The sequence below is a fragment of the Notoacmeibacter marinus genome, assembly GCF_002238045.1.
GTDB lineage: Bacteria > Pseudomonadota > Alphaproteobacteria > Rhizobiales > Rhizobiaceae > Notoacmeibacter > Notoacmeibacter marinus.
On sequence record NZ_NBYO01000002.1, the window covers coordinates 173,148 to 188,687 of the forward strand.

Sequence of the window (15,540 nt, forward strand, 5' to 3'; positions counted from 1 at the left end):
GCTTATTCGGCCGCGTCGGCTGCCCTGGCTACCGCAGACGGCGCCGCCAGTCCGACAAAATCGAAAAGATTCCGATCGAGCATCTGACTGGGTCGGATATTGGCGAGCGCCCGGATCATCGTGTCCTTACGGCCCGGCATACGCTGTTCGATATCGTCGAGCATCGCCTTCATGGCATTGCGCTGCAAGCCGTCCTGCGAGCCGCACAGATCGCAGGGTATGATCGGAAAGGCCAGCGCCTCCGCCAGCTTTGCCATGTCCGCCTCGGCGCATAAGGCGAGTGGGCGCAGCACTTCTACATCGCCCTCGTCGTTCAGCAGTTTCGGCGGCATTGCAGCGAGCCGTCCGCCGTGAAAGAGGTTCAACAGGAAGGTCTCCAGAATGTCTTCGCGATGATGGCCGAGGACCAGCGCCGAACACCCTTCCTCCCGCGCGATCCGGTAGAGATGGCCGCGCCGCAGCCGCGAGCAGAGCGAGCAATAGGTCGCATTGTCAGGCAGCTTGTCGGTGACGACGGAGTAAGTGTCGCGATATTCGATCCGGTGGGCGATGCCGTTGGTGTTTAGCCAATTCGGAAGGACATGTTTCGGAAAGTTCGGCTGGCCCTGATCCAGATTGCAGGCCAGAATCTCGACTGGCAACAGACCCCGCCAGTTGAGATCCAGGAGGATCGCCAACAGGCCGTAACTGTCCTTGCCGCCCGATAGCGCAACCAGCCAGCGCTCGCCGGGCCGCACCATACTGTAATCGTCCAGAACCTGCCTAACCTGACGGATCAGCCGTTTGCGGAGTTTGTTGAATTCAACCGATCCAGGTGCCCGCCGAAAGAGCGGGTGGCAGCCCTCGTTTGCGTCGATTGCTTTGGTCGTCACTGGTCGATCCATATCGTTTGCCGAACTGACTGTCTTCCATCAGCCCATAACGAAAAGGGCCGCCGAATGGCAGCCCTTCTCCCAAATTCAATAGATGTCCGCGCTTAGCGCGAATAGAATTCGACGACCAGGTTCGGCTCCATAACGACGGCGTAGGGCACGTCGTTCAGGCTCGGCACGCGCACGAAGGTCGCGGTCATCTTGTTGTGATCGGCTTCGACATAATCCGGCACGTCGCGCTCTGCGAGCTGGGCCGCTTCCAGAACCGCGACGTTCTGCTTGGACTTTTCGCGAACCTCGACCACGTCACCGGCGCGGCAACGATAGGACGGAATGTTCACGCGCTTGCCATTGACCAGAACATGGCCGTGATTGACGAACTGGCGCGCCGCGAAAACGGTCGGAACGAACTTCGCGCGATAGACGACGGCATCCAGACGGCTTTCGAGCAGGCCGATCAGATTGTCCGGCGTATCGCCTTTGCGGCGCACGGCTTCATCATAGATGTGGCGGAACTGCTTTTCGGAGATGTCGCCGTAGAAGCCCTTGAGCTTCTGCTTGGCGCGCAGCTGTACGCCGAAATCGGACAGCTTGCCCTTGCGGCGCTGACCGTGCTGGCCGGGGCCGTATTCGCGGCGGTTCACCGGCGATTTCGGGCGGCCCCAGATGTTCTCGCCCATGCGGCGATCGAGTTTGTATTTCGCAGATTCGCGCTTGCTCATCGCATTTCCCTATCAATACGTTCTGACCACGACTTCAAGTAATGGTCGAAGGAAACGCGCCCTCCTCTGCCCGATCTCTCGGACTGACAGGCCGACCCACGCACGCTTTGCGGTAGAAGGCCACGGGACACGTCAATGAAACACCGGCCCTCGCAAAAGAGCCGGTGATGGCCTGCCTCTAGAAAGAAACGGCGCCGCTGTCAACAATCAGCGCGTTTCGTACAGCGATTTGGAAGCGCCTTCCTCATACGCCGTATCATCGACCGGTTCCAGCCAGTCCACGGTTCGCCCATCCAGCTTTTCGTGGATGGCGATATGGCTCATGGCCGCCGTTGCGGTCGCGCCGTGCCAGTGCTTTTCGCCCGGTGCAAACCAGATCACATCACCCGGCGAGATCGTTTCGACCGGGCCGCCTTCGCGTTGCACCCAGCCGCACCCCGCGGTGACGATCAGCGTCTGGCCGAGCGGATGGGTATGCCAGTTCGTTCGTGCCCCCGGCTCGAAGGTGACCAGAACCATGCCGACCCGCGCCGGATCGGGCGGCTCATGCAACGGGTCCATCCGCACCGTGCCGGTGAACCATTCGCCGGGTGCGGCTTTCGATGGCTGCGATCCGCTGCGTTTGATTTCCATGTCGGTCCCCCGTGCCTTCTTTGAACGATCTTCGACTTAAATTCAGGCGATGTCACGGCTCGAAAGAGAGCGGGCCAACAAAGAACCGCGCATGATCCCATGACCATGCGCGGCTCCGGTTCGAATCGGCAGATGTGGCTTCGGATCAGATGCCGATCTTGCCGCCGCCTTCTTTCGTGACGACCACGACGGACGGACGCACCGGCAGATTGTCCTTGAAGTCCGGCCAGCGCGTGGCCGGGTTTTCGAAAGTCGCCAGCCCGTCATCGCCCGGATGCTGGACAGCCAGGAAAAGCGTTTCGCCTTTTGGCGTGAAGACCGGGCCGCACATTTCCGCGCCGACCGGGCAGCGGAAGAACAGACGCGACGTGGCGCGGTCCTCGCCTTCCGTTCCCACAGCCCAGAGGCCATCCGTCCGGCCGGTCTTCTTTTCGCTGTTGCCGTCCGTCGAAACCCAGAGGCGGCCATCGGCATCGATCGCGCAATTGTCCGGCATGCCGAACCAGCCATCTTCGGTTGTCGCCGGAGAGAAGGTCGCGCCCACTTCGGCAATCGACGGATCGCCGCATTTCAGCAGGATGCCCCAGGTCGATTTGGTCGAAGCGAAATCGCCATCGGTCTCGCTGATCTCGATGATATGACCGAAGGCGTTTTCGGGGCGCGGATTGGCCGCGTTCGTATCGCCTTCCTTGCGCTTGGTATTGTTGGTCAGCATGACATAGACCTTGCCGGTCTCGGTGTTGGGCTGAACATCCTCGGGCCGGTCCATCTTGGTCGCGCCCAGAAGATCGGCGGCACGACGCGTCTCGATCAGAACGTCGGCCTGGCTCTCGAAACCGTTCTCGGCCGTCAACTGCCCTTCGCCATGGATGAGCGGCATCCATTCCACCGTACCGTCTTCATCGAACCGTGCGACATGGAGCGTGCCGTCGTCCAGAAGATCCATGTTCGCTTCGCGGTTCTCGTCGTCGATCGTGCCGCTCGACACGAATTTATAGACGTAATCGAAGCGTTCATCGTCACCCGAATAGGAGACGGCGCGGCCGTCCTTGTTGCGGATTGTCTCGCAACCTTCGTGCTTGAAACGGCCGAGCGCGGTGCGCTTCTTCGGCGTGGCGTCGGGGTTCATGGGGTCGACTTCGACGATCCAGCCGAAGCGGTTCGGCTCGTTCGGCTCCTTGGACAGGTCGAACCGGTCGTGGAACTTGCCCCAATTGTACCAGCCGCCGGGCACGCCCATGCGCTCGTAATTGGCCGCTTCCTTGTGATCGGCCGGCAGTTCGCCAAGGAAATAGCCGTGCGTGTTTTCCTCAGCCATGAGGTAGGTGCCCCATGGGGTCACGCCGCCGGCGCAATTGTTGATCGTACCGAACACCTTGCGTCCGCTGGCATCGGCACTGGTCTGCAGGCGTGGGTGGCCGGCGGCAGGGCCGGAAATTTCCATTGGCGTGCTGACGCTGATGCGACGGTTCTTCGCACTGTCGCGCACCGGCGACCACGAGCCGTCCTCGCCCTTCTGGATTTCGATGACCGTTCCGCCATGGGCGGCCATTTCGATGTCGACCATCTCCTTGGTCCACTCGTCGATAACGATCTCGTCGTCGCGCTCGACAGCCGCGCCCGGAAACATCAGTTCGGGGTTGGTGTATTCATGATTGACGACCAGCAGGCCGCGATCGTCGCTGCCATCCAGCGGGATGAAGCCGACATAGTCGTTATTGTAGCCGAACTGCTTTTCCTGCGCGGCGGCGGACTGGTTGTTCGGATCGAACTCCGGCGCATCGGCAAGGACGGGGTCGCCCCAGCGCAGCAGGACCTTGGCGTTGTAGCCCGGTGCGACATGATGGGTCTCGTCCACACCGGCAGCGATCTCGTCGAAGGAGAAGGTGCTCATCCCTTCGGCCTGCGCATCCCCCGCCGCCATCAAGGCCAGCGGGCTGACGGTCACGGCAATGGCGCTCGTCGCCAGCGTGCCCTGCAGAAAACCACGGCGGGAATAACGGCGGTTGATGATGTCGCCCATGGTCGGATTGTCGGCGATATTGCGGCCGACATCTTCGGTGGCTTCGCGTTTTTCGGTTGGCGTTTGAATGATTTTCGACATGATCGACTCCTCGTTCTGCAAGACGGTTCTCGCGTTCGGCTGTTCGACTACCTCAGCTGCGTGACACGTCTGTAACAACGGCCCGTCCTCCGTATTGCGCCGAAACCGGTGATCGCGAACCACACTGTAAAGACCATTCGTGGCAATCCCGCGCTGGACTTCCGCGCGAACCTCATCGACAAGAGCCAGCTTCTCAGGCTGCCCGCCGGAGGCGAGTGAAGGCGACCGCAACATGATCTACGAACTGGCCGCGTTGAGCGCAGCCCTTTGTTGGGCCTTTGCCGGAATCATCTCGCATGGTCCCTCCACCCGGCTCGGTGCAGTCGCCTTCGTGCAGCTTCGGCTGGTGATCGTCTCGGTTCTCTTCGGAGCCTGGGTTCTCTTTGCCGGAACCTGGGCAACGCTTTCACTCAACGCGACCGGCGGCCTCATTCTGTCCGGCATCATCGGCATCTTTCTGGGCGACTGGGCGCTGTTCGCCACCATGAACCGCCTCGGTCCCCGGCTGACGGCCATTCTGTTTTCGCTGAACGCGCCCATGGCCGTCATTCTCGGCTGGGTGGTGCTGGACGAACGGCTGAAATCCTTCGCCATCTTCGGCATCGGCCTGACGCTGATCGGCGTCATTCTGGCCGTGCTGTTCGGACGTCGTGCAAGCCAGCGGCACATTTTCGAGACCACCCATGGCCGCCTCGAAGTCGGTGTGGCGCTGGGGCTGATCGCGGCCTTCTGTCAGGCTGCCGCATCGCTGATCGCGCGTCCCATCATGGAGACCGGCGTCGACCCCATCGCCGCATCCCTCGTCCGCCTCGCCACGGGCGCGATCGCCCTCAGCATTCTGATGCTGTTCGTCCGGTCAACACGCCAGCAAGCGCCGTTGGATCGGCGGACATTGGTTGTCGTGGTGCTGTCCTCTTTGCTTGCCATGGCGCTCGGCATGACACTGGTTCTGTTCGCGCTGATCGGCGGCGAGGTCGGGATCGTCTCGACGCTGACGGCGACGACGCCGGTCCTGATCCTGCCGCTCCTGTGGATCACCACCCGCGAGCGGCCCGCCGCAGGGGCGTTTGCCGGCGCGGTTCTGGTGGTGATCGGCACGGCCTTCCTGTTCAACCGGTGACGGTCAGGGCCCCGTGCGAACCTGAAAGCCGAAACCCTGCGCCAGCCGCCGCAGTTCCTGCGGCGTCCGGCCCGAGGTGAAGACGGCCAGATCCGGTGCATCCGAAAAGTTATCCGGCTTCATCTCGGTAATGAGATTCAGAGCCCGTCGCGCAATGGCCTCGGAGGTATCGATCCAGTCCACCGGCCAGGGCGCGACCTTGCGCATCCGGTTCGCCAGAAACGGATAATGCGTGCAGGCCAGCACGACGATGTCGGTTCGTCTGCCGTCCCGTTCGACGAAGCACTGGGCGATTTCCTCGCGAACTGCACTCTCATCGACAAAGCCGGTTCGCATGTAATTTTCCGCCAGCGCGGCCAGCTTCTCGCTGCCGACAAGCCGCACATGCACGCAGCTTGCATAACGATCGATCAGGTCGCGCGTATATTGCCGCTTCACCGTGCCCGGCGTGGCAAGGACTGAAATGAGACCGGAGACCGTACGCTCAGCCGCCGGCTTGATGGCCGGGACGGTGCCGACGAACGCCTGGTCGGGAAAGGCGTCGCGCAGTGCGTCGATAGCAAGTGTCGAGGCCGTGTTGCAGGCGATGACGATCAGATCCGGGCGGTGCTCCTCGATCAGCTGGCCGAACAGACCGGCCATGCGCTCCAGCAGCGTGGCCTCTTCCCAAGCGCCATAGGGAAACGCCGCATCGTCCGCCACATAGATCGACCGATAATCCGGCAGCAGAATGCGGGCTTCCTTGACGACCGACAGGCCGCCGATCCCGCTGTCGAAATAGAGGATCGTGCCTTTTGTCGTCACCGATCGTCGCCTTCGCTTTGCGTTTTGCGTGGGCGGAACCGGTCGAGCGCGGTGAAGACGCCGCGCAGCACGGCGATCTCGTCGGCGGAGAAACCCGGCCGCGTCAGGACGGCGCGAAGGTTCTCCATCATTTTGGGCTTTTTCTGCTCGGTGCGGAAATAGCCGCGCTGGTCGAGCGCCGGCTCCAGCCAGTCGAACATGGCGTTCAGAACCTGCTTCTGCGCCGGCTCCCGTTCGGGCGCCGAGAAGTTGGTCTGCGCGCTGCGCCCACGCGACAGTTCATACGCCATCAGCAGCACGGCCTGGGCGATGTTGAGAGAGGCGAAGGCCGGATCGACCGGAAAGGTGACGATGGCATCGGCCTGGCCGATCTCCTCATTTTCGAGACCCCAGCGCTCCCGGCCGAACAAAATGCCGCTCCGCGAACCGCCCTCGCCCAGTGTGCCGATCCGCTGGCAGGCCTCGACCGGGCCAAGCACTTCCTTGTGCCCGTCGCGCTGACGCGCCGTCGTCGCCAGCACGAAATTGAGATCGGCGATGGCGCTCGCGAGGTCATCATAGACCCGCGCGGCATCGATCACATGATCAGCCTTGGACGCCGTGGCGCGCGCCCGCTCGTTCGGCCAGCCATCGCGCGGCGTGACGAGGCGCAGATCGGAAAGGCCGAAATTGGCCATCGCCCGCGCGACCATGCCGATATTGTCGCCGAGTTGCGGCTCGACCAGGACGATGGCAGGTTTCGGCGGCGTCATCTCACCGGCCGCAATGTCGGCCATGCTGTCTTCTCCCTGTTGATCGTCGCAGGCGATACATCAAGCGGTCGCGAAGACAAAGCCAAAGACTGCAAGAGCGAGATCAAAACATGCGGGATAATCTGCGACACTCGTGACCGAACTCACGAGGCTTCGCCGAGGAATGCCCGCATCAGTTCGGCGACCTTTTGCGGCTTCTCATGCAGCACCCAATGGCCCGCGCCCGGCACGAACACCTGCCGCAGATCGTCCACATAATTTTCCAGGCCGTCGATCACGGACGGACGCAACGCGGCATCCTCCTCGCTCCAGATCAGAAGATGCGGCATTCGCACGCGCACCCGCTCCGGGTCGATGTCGAGCAGCGGCACATCGGCCACCTCCTCGCCTTCCGCCGGAACGATCACGGGCGATGCGCGATACCAGTTCAGCATGGCGGTCAGCGCGCCGGGCTCGCTCCAGGCGTCGCGATAGGCCCGTCGTTTTTCCTCGTCGAGAAAATCACAGTTCGAAAAACCTTCCATCATGTTCAGCAGACGGCGATAGCCGTCCTCCGCAAGCCGTTTTTCTGCGTTTTCGGCCTTCAACTTTGGGATATAGGCGCTGGCTATCCGCTGCGCCGGATCGTCGACGATCGCGCGCTGGAACGTTACCGGATGGGGCCCGTTGGCGATCACCAGCCGATCGATCGGATCGGGCTTCGCGAAGGCCATGGCATAGGCTACTGATGCGCCCCAGTCGTGACCGGCCAGAAAGAAGGTCCGGCCGGGTGCGATGGCCTCCATCAGGGCGAACATATCGGCCGCCAGATGGTGAGTGCGATACGCCTCAACGCCTTCTGGTTTGGCAGTTTTTCCATAACCGCGCTGATCTGGCCGGACGATTCGGAAATCCGATTGCAGCAGCGTCGCCACATCGGCCCATGCTACGCGATATTCCGGAAAACCATGCAGGCACAAAAGCAGCGGCACGTCCTCCGGTCCGTCGACTTCATAGGCGATGGAAAGGCCGTTCGCCTCGACGCTTTGTCGCTGTGTCATATCTCTACCCTCATGTGGCCATCTGATCGGGCGGGCCGATAGCTGCGTTCAGACACTTTGCACCTGCGCGCGTGGCTGCTATGGGGCCACCACGAACGGCGCAAAGGCCGAAGACAGCGATAAATAGAGGGACCGATACTGATGGCGAAGATCAAGGTGGAGAACCCGGTCGTCGAACTGGACGGCGATGAGATGACGCGGATTATCTGGCAGTTCATCAAGGACAAGCTGATCCACCCCTATCTCGATATCGATCTGCTCTACTACGATCTGGGCGTCGAGAAGCGCGACGAGACGGACGACCAGATCACCATCGATGCAGCCAACGCCATCAAGGAGCACGGTGTCGGCGTCAAATGCGCGACCATCACGCCGGACGAGGCGCGCGTCGAGGAATTCGACCTGAAGAAGATGTGGCGTTCGCCGAACGGCACGATCCGCAACATTCTCGGCGGTGTCATCTTCCGCGAGCCCATCATCTGCAAGAACGTGCCGCGTCTCGTGCCGGGCTGGACGGAGCCGGTCATCGTCGGCCGCCACGCCTTTGGCGACCAGTACCGCGCCACCGACTTTAAATTCCCCGGCGCCGGCAAGCTGACCATCAAGTTCATCGGCGAGGACGGCACCGAGATCGAGCACGAAGTGTTCGATGCGCCCTCCTCCGGCATCGCCATGGCGATGTACAATCTGGACGATTCGATCCGTGATTTCGCCCGCGCCTCGCTCAATTACGGCCTGCAGCGTGGCTATCCGGTCTATCTGTCCACCAAGAACACGATCCTCAAGGCCTATGACGGTCGTTTCAAGGACATCTTCCAGGAGATCTACGAGGCCGAGTTCGAGGATCAGTTCAAGGAAGCCGGCATCACCTACGAGCACCGCCTGATCGATGACATGGTGGCGGCCAACCTGAAATGGTCGGGCGGCTATATCTGGGCCTGCAAGAACTACGATGGCGACGTGCAGTCGGACACCGTCGCGCAGGGCTTCGGCTCGCTCGGCCTGATGACCTCCGTGCTGATGACGCCGGACGGCAAGACGGTCGAAGCGGAGGCCGCGCACGGCACTGTGACCCGTCACTACCGCCAGCACCAGGAAGGCAAGGAAACCTCGACCAACTCCATTGCTTCGATCTTCGCCTGGACGCGCGGCCTCAAGCATCGCGCCAAGCTGGACGGCAATGACGAGCTGAACCAGTTCGCCGAAACGCTGGAAAAGGTGTGCGTATCCACCGTGGAAAGCGGCTTTATGACCAAGGATCTGGCACTGCTGATCGGTCCGGACCAGCCCTGGCTGTCCACGACGGGCTTCCTCGACAAGATCGACGAGAACCTACAGAAGGCGATGGGCCGATAGATTTCGGCCTTTACCGATTGAACGACACGACGCGGCTCCTTCGGGAGCCGCTTTTCGTTTCGGCCTCAGTATCCGAGCCACCAGTCGATCACGGCGAGGCCCCAGGTCCAGGCCGCGATGATAGACGCGATCAGCACCGCCAGCGAACCGCAATCCTTGGCCGCCTTGATCCGCTCGTCGAACGTGGTCGATAGCGCGTCGCAGGCCTTCTCGATGCCCGTATTGAGTGCCTCGACCAGCATCAGGATCAGAATGACCGAGATCAGCAGCGCATAGCCGCGCCAATCTTCCGATATTGGCAGCGCCGCAAACAGCGCGACGATTAGAAGCACGCATTCCTGCCTGAAAGCTTTCTCATGCGTAGCAAGAAACCGGAACCCGTCGATAGAGTTCCAGAAGGCGTCGATAAGCCGTTTCATGATCTGCCCCAAGAGCGGTCTTTTCGGCGGAAATAACCGACGCCGTAGGCCATGGCTACCTATATCGGGAAATATTGGAGCGTAACGATCTTCGCCTAAGGCACGAAGCGGCGAAATGACGGTAGGCCAAAGAAAACACCCGCACCGTTCAGCGAACGGCGCGGGCGCTTGAACGGTCGCAGGCTGGAGGTCGTCAGCCCGTTGCGGCCAGTTTCTGTTGTTCAGTATGGTTCTTGCGAAGCAGTTCGGCAATCATGAACGCCAGTTCCAGCGCCTGCTCCGCATTGAGCCGGGGATCGCAATGGGTGTGATACCGGCTGGCGAGGTCGGCTTCGCCGATGGCCCGTGCGCCGCCCATGCATTCCGTCACGTCCTTGCCCGTCATCTCGACATGCACGCCGCCCGGATAGGTACCCTCGGCGCGGTGAATGTCGAAGAAGGTCTGGACCTCCCGCGTGATCCGTTCGAAGGGTCGCGTCTTGTAGCTGCCGGCAGAGATCGTGTTGCCATGCATCGGATCGCACGACCAGACGACGGTCCGGCCTTCCTGCTCGACCCGGCGGATCAGACGCGGCAGATGCTCGCCAATCTTGTCGCTGCCGAAGCGGCCGATCAGCGTGATACGCCCCGCCTCTTCGTTCGGGTTCAGGCGATCGATAAGCCGGATCAGATCGTCGTCTTCGGTCGACGGGCCACATTTCAGGCCGATCGGGTTCTTCACCCCACGGCAGAACTCGATATGGGCATGGTCGTACTGACGCGTCCGGTCGCCGATCCAGATCATGTGGCCGGACGTGGCATAGTAATCGCCGCTTGTGGAATCGGTTCGCGTCAGCGCTTCCTCATAACCCAGCAGAAGCGCTTCGTGACTGGTATACATGTCCGTCTCGCGCAGCCGACGGTAATTGTCCGAATTGATACCGATGGCGGTCATGAAGTCCATCGTCTCGGAGATACGCGCAGCCAGGGCTTCATAACGGTTGCGCTGCGGGCTGTCGGTCACGAAGTCCAGCATCCACTTATGGACGTTTTCCAGGCTCGCGTAACCGCCCTGCGCGAACGCGCGCAACAGGTTCAGCGTTGCGGCCGACTGGCGGTAGGCCATCTCCTGGCGAAGCGGGTCGGGAATGCGCGACGCCTCGTCGAAATCGATCCCGTTGACGATGTCGCCGCGATAGGACGGCAGCGACTTGCCATCCTTGCTTTCCGTATCGGACGAACGCGGTTTGGCGAACTGCCCGGCGATCCGGCCAACCTTCACCACCGGCTTGCCGCCAGCAAAAGTCAGGACGACCGCCATTTGTAGGAAGGCACGAAAGAAGTCACGGATATTGTCCGCCCCGTGCTCGGCGAAGCTTTCGGCGCAATCACCCCCTTGCAAAAGAAAGGCGCGGCCGGCGGACACTTCCGCCAGCTTATCGCGCAGCGAACGAACCTCTCCGGCAAAAACCAGTGGCGGATAGGAGCGGAGACGACCTTCCACCTCTTCTAGAACCGTGGGATCAGGATAGACCGGGACCTGCTTGATCGGTTTTTCACGCCATGACGACGGCGACCATGCTTCGATGCTCACGGAACGGCCCTCCTTCTTCGAATTGCTTTTGATGTCGTTGTCGGCCGCAACGCGTGGCCGAGCCGGCGCGCGGCTTGGATCGGCAAAGGCGCTGTGAGACGGAATGGCGAGCGTTGCCTCGTCCGCCAAGGCACGAATTTTCATCGCTGCGATGGTCTCGAAGGCGCGATCGCTATCGGCTTCCATGCGGTTGATCGTCGGCTGAGATACGCCGGCGCGTCGTGCCATTTCGCTCTGGCTCAAATCCAGCATGGCGCGAATATAGCGTATCTGGCGCCCCGTCAGGCTGGGTATGTCGACCATCTTCTTATGTCCCTCGACCGTTCGCCGAAGCACTTACGCGAGAAAGCGCATCTATTCAACCCGTAAAACAAAATGAATAGAAAATTCAATCCGTCACGCGTTCGCCGCTGCGAATGCGATAGGTCGGTTCATACATCGTAACCAGTTCTTCGGAAGCGGAGGGATGCAGCGCCATGGTGGAATCGAAATCATCTTTCTTCAGGCCCGCCTTGACGGCGATGCCAAGGATCTGCGCCATCTCGCCCGCATCCGGTCCGAGAATATGGCAGCCCAGCACACGCCGGCTGTCGCCATCGACCACGATCTTGATCAGCATGCGCTCGTCGCGTTGGGCCAGCGTATTGCGCATCGGCCGGAACGAAGCCTTGTAGATCTCGATCTCTTCGTACTGTTCGCAGGCATCGTCTTCCGACAGGCCGACCGTGCCGATCTCCGGCTGGGAGAACACGGCTGTCGGGATACAGCCATAGTCCGGTTCGGTTGGATTGTCGTGATAGAGCGTCTGAATAAGGCACATCGCCTCATGAATTGCGACGGGCGTTAGTTGTACGCGATCGGTCACGTCGCCTAACGCCCAGATGTTCTCCACATTGGTCCGCGACAGCCTGTCGACGCAGACGGCGCCGTTCTGGTCGCTTTCCACACCGGCGGCTTCCAGTCCAAGGCCCTTCGTATTGGGTGTACGGCCGATCGCCATCATGACCTGATCGAAAGGCAGAGCCTCGTCGGCATTGTGAAGACAGGCGTCGATCCGGCCGTCCTCGCGCGTGTCCAGTTTCCGCAAATTGTCGCGGGTAATGATGCGGATCCCCTTCCGCGCCATGGCGTCGTGCAGGCCGCGCCGAACGTCCTTGTCGAAACGGCTGAGAATCTCCACGCCCCGATAAAGCAGGGTGGTCTCCACGCCGAGCCCGTGGAAAATATTCGCGAACTCCACTGCGATATAACCGCCGCCATAGATCAGAATGGACTTCGGTAGTTCTTCGAGATGGAACGCATCGTTGCTGTCGATCGTCAACTCGAGGCCGGGCAGTGCGACATGTTCGCTGGGCCTGCTGCCTGTGGCGATGACGATCTGATCGGCTGTCACCACCATATCCTGGCACGAAAGACGCAGAGTGTGTGCATCTTCCAGCACGGCGCGCCCGCAGAAAATATCGGCGCCGGCCTCCTCCAGCCCGTTGGCGTAGAGACCTTCCAGCCGATCGATCTCCGCATCCTTGTTCTTCAGCAGGGTCGACCAGTCGAACTGCGTTTTGCCGACCGTCCATCCATAACCTGCCGCATCTTCGAAATGTTCGTTGAACTGACTGGCGTAAACAAAGAGCTTTTTCGGTACGCAGCCGCGAATGACGCAGGTTCCGCCAAGCCGGTATTCTTCAGCGATCGCGACCTTCTTGCCGAGCTTGGCGGCCAGGCGCGCGGCGCGGACCCCGCCCGAACCCCCACCGATGACAAACAGATCATAATCATAGCGCTGCATCAGATGTCCTCAGCAATAAATGGAAGGCAAAACGAAAACCGGCGCGAAAGACGGGTTCCGCGCCGGCTGAATTCAAGTCCGATAAGCCCGTTCGTCAATTGGCCGGCTGTTCGGCAGGCTCTTCGCCGGGGGTCTGCGTAGTTGAGGCGCCCTCGGATTGCGCCGCCCTATCCGCGCCGACAATATCTTCGACGCGCTTCTGAACGGCAGCAGCCAGGTCCTTGCGGAAACCGTCGCGCCAGATCTCGGCAGCGCGACCGACTTCGCGGAACATGATTTCCTGCTCGTTCAGCATCTTCTGGCCGACATCGGTGGAGAAAAAATCCGCCAGCTTTTTCAGCTCTTCCTCGGTAAAGGCCTTGGCGTAGATGAGCGCGGCTTCGCCCTTGAACGCACGATAGCGGTCAGCCAGGTTCAGCGCTTCTTCCTGCACGATATCGTTGATGCGATCGGCCAGATTCGGATAGGCGACAACGATCTGCGATTCGATGACGAGTGCGTCCTTGATAGGCGCATCCGCAAAGGGATCGGTCACGTGGATCGCGTCGATCAGCCGCAGGGCCTGCTCTTTCTGACCATCGGTCACGGCCTGCGCATGGGCGGCACCGGTCAGCAGCATAGCCAGGGCGCCCAGCAGAAACGTTACGCTACGAAGTGTCGGCATCGAAAAACTCCATCATTATACTGCGAGCGGCGTGAAGCGTCTTACGCCTTCCGAACCGGCAATAACAGCCAGATCCGCCATATCGAGGAAAAGACCATGCTCGACGACACCTGGAATGTCCTGGAGCGATCTTGCAAGGGCTCTTGAATCCGGAATGCGGCCAAATGATGCATCTATAATCAAATGACCGCCATCGGTGATGAACGGATCGTCGGCGCCGCCGCGCACATCCAATGGGCCGAACAGGCCGAGCGACTTGGCAGCCATTCCAATGGCAAGCCGCGTAGCGGCCAGGCCGAAGCGGTTGACTTCAATCGGCAGGGGAAAATGGCCGAGCGTATCGACCATCTTGCTTTCATCGGCGATCACGATCATCCGATCGCTCGTCGCGGCGACGATCTTCTCGCGCAGCAGCGCGCCGCCGCCGCCCTTGATCAGGCCAAGGGACGGGTCGATTTCATCGGCCCCATCAATGGTCAGATCGAGGGACGGCACCTCTTCCAGCGTCGAGAGCGGCACGCCAAGTTCCTTGCACAATGCAGCCGTTCGCTCCGATGTCGGCACGCCGATGACCGACAGACCATCCGAGACCCGTTCGGCAAGAAGCCGAACGAAGGCTTCCGCAGTCGAACCGGTGCCGATTCCGAGCTTCATTCCATCGCTGACCTCGTTCAACGCTTCGCGCGCCGCTTCCGTCTTCAGCGCTTCTGCATCCATTCTCTTTTTTCCGATCCGTTGCGTGAAATTTCCGATTAACAGCTTTGTTCAGGCGGTCAAAGCCTGCCTTGACCTTGAGCCGGACGACGGCAATGAGGGAACCCACGAACACAGCATCTTTCGGCAGGAGAAAATCGTGCGCCCCACCATCGTCTTCGATCTCGACGGCACGCTCGTCGATACCGCACCCGATCTCGTCGATTCGCTCAATCATTGCCTCATCTCCCATGGCCTGCAACCGGCGCATGAGAAGGATATTCGCCATTTCGCCGGACGCGGCGCGCGGGTTATGCTGCAAAGGGCCTTCGAAGCGCAAGAGCGCCATGCCGACTTGTCCGAACAGACGCTGGCAAACCTTCTCGACCTCTTTATCGAACACTACCGATCGCACATACCCGGTCGCAGCCGGCCCTTCTCCGGTGCCGTCGATGCGATGGAACGGTTCGCCGAAGCCGGATGGACACTGGCTGTCTGCACCAACAAGTTCGAGAACCTGGCCCGTCCGCTTCTTGGCGGGTTGGGACTGGACAGCCGTCTGGCGGCCATTGCCGGCTCCGATACCTTTGCCTATCGCAAGCCCGATCCGCGCCATCTGACAGACACGATCGCAATGGCGGGGGGCAATCCGCGGCGTAGCCTGCTGATCGGCGATTCGCGCACTGACATCGATACGGCGAAGGCTGCCGCCATTCCGGTCGTCGCCGTCACGTTCGGCTACAGCGATGTGCCGGTCGCCGATCTCGATCCGGATCGCACGATCGACCATTTCGACGAACTGACGCTGGCGCTCGCCGACGAACTGATCTCCAGTCTGGAAGTGCAGGATCGATAAGAAAATGGTGGGCGGTACTGGGATTGAACCAGTGACCCCTCGCGTGTGAAGCGAGTGCTCTCCCGCTGAGCTAACCGCCCGCCGCATGGCTTGGCGAGGTCCCCGCCGCCATGGATCGCGCGTCCTATACGAGCGCCGGCTTTATC

The 15,540-nt window shown here is 61.1% G+C and carries 15 protein-coding genes and 1 tRNA gene; 3 read left to right on the forward strand and 13 right to left on the reverse strand.

Annotated features, from left to right (window positions below; all coding sequences use genetic code 11):
• Positions 1 to 2: 2 nt before the first annotated feature.
• From ttcA to B7H23_RS09005, 4 genes are all read right to left on the reverse strand, one after another.
• Positions 3 to 884, reverse strand: a complete 882-nt coding sequence (gene ttcA / locus B7H23_RS08990) for a tRNA 2-thiocytidine(32) synthetase TtcA (RefSeq protein ID WP_094077106.1) — start codon at positions 882 to 884, stop codon at positions 3 to 5.
• Positions 885 to 976: 92 nt separating this feature from the next.
• Positions 977 to 1,594: a 30S ribosomal protein S4 gene (gene rpsD / locus B7H23_RS08995; protein ID WP_094077107.1), complete on the reverse strand. Its 618-nt coding sequence runs from the start codon at positions 1,592 to 1,594 to the stop codon at positions 977 to 979.
• 207 nt (positions 1,595 to 1,801) lie between these two features.
• Positions 1,802 to 2,227, reverse strand: a complete 426-nt coding sequence (locus B7H23_RS09000) for a (R)-mandelonitrile lyase (RefSeq protein WP_094077108.1) — start codon at positions 2,225 to 2,227, stop codon at positions 1,802 to 1,804.
• Between the two features lie 145 nt (positions 2,228 to 2,372).
• Positions 2,373 to 4,331: a PhoX family protein gene (locus tag B7H23_RS09005; RefSeq protein ID WP_094077689.1), complete on the reverse strand. Its 1,959-nt coding sequence runs from the start codon at positions 4,329 to 4,331 to the stop codon at positions 2,373 to 2,375.
• Between the two features lie 232 nt (positions 4,332 to 4,563).
• Here B7H23_RS09005 and B7H23_RS09010 point away from each other — a divergent pair, with 232 nt between their 5' ends.
• On the forward strand, positions 4,564 to 5,451 hold the full coding sequence (locus B7H23_RS09010; RefSeq protein ID WP_094077109.1) for a DMT family transporter: 888 nt from the start codon (positions 4,564 to 4,566) through the stop codon (positions 5,449 to 5,451).
• 3 nt (positions 5,452 to 5,454) lie between these two features.
• On the opposite strand, the gene murI is transcribed toward B7H23_RS09010, so the two are convergent.
• The 3 genes from murI to B7H23_RS09025 form a co-directional block, all read right to left on the reverse strand.
• On the reverse strand, positions 5,455 to 6,255 hold the full coding sequence (murI, locus tag B7H23_RS09015; RefSeq protein WP_094077110.1) for a glutamate racemase: 801 nt from the start codon (positions 6,253 to 6,255) through the stop codon (positions 5,455 to 5,457).
• Positions 6,252 to 7,031: an RNA methyltransferase gene (locus tag B7H23_RS09020; protein ID WP_094077111.1), complete on the reverse strand. Its 780-nt coding sequence runs from the start codon at positions 7,029 to 7,031 to the stop codon at positions 6,252 to 6,254. The genes murI and B7H23_RS09020 overlap by 4 nt, the downstream gene beginning before the upstream one ends.
• 119 nt (positions 7,032 to 7,150) lie before the next feature.
• Positions 7,151 to 8,047: an alpha/beta fold hydrolase gene (locus B7H23_RS09025; protein ID WP_094077112.1), complete on the reverse strand. Its 897-nt coding sequence runs from the start codon at positions 8,045 to 8,047 to the stop codon at positions 7,151 to 7,153.
• 141 nt (positions 8,048 to 8,188) lie between these two features.
• Here B7H23_RS09025 and B7H23_RS09030 point away from each other — a divergent pair, with 141 nt between their 5' ends.
• Positions 8,189 to 9,403 (forward strand): NADP-dependent isocitrate dehydrogenase, encoded by a 1,215-nt coding sequence (locus tag B7H23_RS09030; protein WP_094077113.1) that lies wholly within the window; start codon positions 8,189 to 8,191, stop codon positions 9,401 to 9,403.
• Positions 9,404 to 9,468: 65 nt separating this feature from the next.
• Here B7H23_RS09030 and B7H23_RS09035 read toward each other — a convergent pair whose 3' ends face one another.
• The 5 genes from B7H23_RS09035 to rpiA all read right to left on the reverse strand — a co-directional run bounded on the left by B7H23_RS09035 (position 9,469) and on the right by rpiA (position 14,562).
• Positions 9,469 to 9,822, reverse strand: a complete 354-nt coding sequence (locus B7H23_RS09035) for a diacylglycerol kinase (RefSeq protein WP_094077114.1) — start codon at positions 9,820 to 9,822, stop codon at positions 9,469 to 9,471.
• A 193-nt stretch (positions 9,823 to 10,015) separates the two neighbouring features.
• On the reverse strand, positions 10,016 to 11,698 hold the full coding sequence (locus B7H23_RS09040) for a class II 3-deoxy-7-phosphoheptulonate synthase (protein WP_094077115.1): 1,683 nt from the start codon (positions 11,696 to 11,698) through the stop codon (positions 10,016 to 10,018).
• Between the two features lie 85 nt (positions 11,699 to 11,783).
• The gene (gor, locus tag B7H23_RS09045) at positions 11,784 to 13,181 is read right to left on the reverse strand and encodes a glutathione-disulfide reductase (RefSeq protein ID WP_094077116.1); all 1,398 of its coding nucleotides are present in this window, start codon (positions 13,179 to 13,181) and stop codon (positions 11,784 to 11,786) included.
• Positions 13,182 to 13,275: 94 nt separating this feature from the next.
• Complete coding sequence (locus B7H23_RS09050) at positions 13,276 to 13,845, reverse strand: DUF2059 domain-containing protein (RefSeq protein ID WP_094077117.1); 570 nt, start codon at positions 13,843 to 13,845, stop codon at positions 13,276 to 13,278.
• A 15-nt stretch (positions 13,846 to 13,860) separates the two neighbouring features.
• Positions 13,861 to 14,562 (reverse strand): ribose-5-phosphate isomerase RpiA, encoded by a 702-nt coding sequence (gene rpiA / locus B7H23_RS09055; RefSeq protein WP_094077118.1) that lies wholly within the window; start codon positions 14,560 to 14,562, stop codon positions 13,861 to 13,863.
• A gap of 133 nt (positions 14,563 to 14,695) precedes the next feature.
• Here rpiA and B7H23_RS09060 point away from each other — a divergent pair, with 133 nt between their 5' ends.
• Entirely contained in the window at positions 14,696 to 15,394 is a 699-nt protein-coding gene (locus tag B7H23_RS09060) for an HAD family hydrolase (protein WP_094077690.1), read from the forward strand.
• Between the two features lie 5 nt (positions 15,395 to 15,399).
• Here B7H23_RS09060 and B7H23_RS09065 read toward each other — a convergent pair.
• Positions 15,400 to 15,474: transfer RNA gene (locus B7H23_RS09065), tRNA-Val, on the reverse strand.
• Between the last annotated feature and the right edge of the window lie 66 nt (positions 15,475 to 15,540).

What these genes read in the sequence shown, in the direction of transcription:
- ttcA (WP_094077106.1), bottom strand. Translation starts at nt 884, where the DNA reads ATGGATCGACCAGTGACGACCAAAGCAATCGACGCAAACGAGGGCTGC.
- rpsD (WP_094077107.1), bottom strand. Translation starts at nt 1,594, where the DNA reads ATGAGCAAGCGCGAATCTGCGAAATACAAACTCGATCGCCGCATGGGC.
- B7H23_RS09000 (WP_094077108.1), bottom strand. Translation starts at nt 2,227, where the DNA reads ATGGAAATCAAACGCAGCGGATCGCAGCCATCGAAAGCCGCACCCGGC.
- B7H23_RS09005 (WP_094077689.1), bottom strand. Translation starts at nt 4,331, where the DNA reads ATGTCGAAAATCATTCAAACGCCAACCGAAAAACGCGAAGCCACCGAA.
- B7H23_RS09010 (WP_094077109.1), top strand. Translation starts at nt 4,564, where the DNA reads ATGATCTACGAACTGGCCGCGTTGAGCGCAGCCCTTTGTTGGGCCTTT.
- B7H23_RS09020 (WP_094077111.1), bottom strand. Translation starts at nt 7,031, where the DNA reads ATGGCCGACATTGCGGCCGGTGAGATGACGCCGCCGAAACCTGCCATC.
- B7H23_RS09025 (WP_094077112.1), bottom strand. Translation starts at nt 8,047, where the DNA reads ATGACACAGCGACAAAGCGTCGAGGCGAACGGCCTTTCCATCGCCTAT.
- B7H23_RS09030 (WP_094077113.1), top strand. Translation starts at nt 8,189, where the DNA reads ATGGCGAAGATCAAGGTGGAGAACCCGGTCGTCGAACTGGACGGCGAT.
- B7H23_RS09035 (WP_094077114.1), bottom strand. Translation starts at nt 9,822, where the DNA reads ATGAAACGGCTTATCGACGCCTTCTGGAACTCTATCGACGGGTTCCGG.
- B7H23_RS09040 (WP_094077115.1), bottom strand. Translation starts at nt 11,698, where the DNA reads ATGGTCGACATACCCAGCCTGACGGGGCGCCAGATACGCTATATTCGC.
- gor (WP_094077116.1), bottom strand. Translation starts at nt 13,181, where the DNA reads ATGCAGCGCTATGATTATGATCTGTTTGTCATCGGTGGGGGTTCGGGC.
- B7H23_RS09050 (WP_094077117.1), bottom strand. Translation starts at nt 13,845, where the DNA reads ATGCCGACACTTCGTAGCGTAACGTTTCTGCTGGGCGCCCTGGCTATG.
- rpiA (WP_094077118.1), bottom strand. Translation starts at nt 14,562, where the DNA reads ATGGATGCAGAAGCGCTGAAGACGGAAGCGGCGCGCGAAGCGTTGAAC.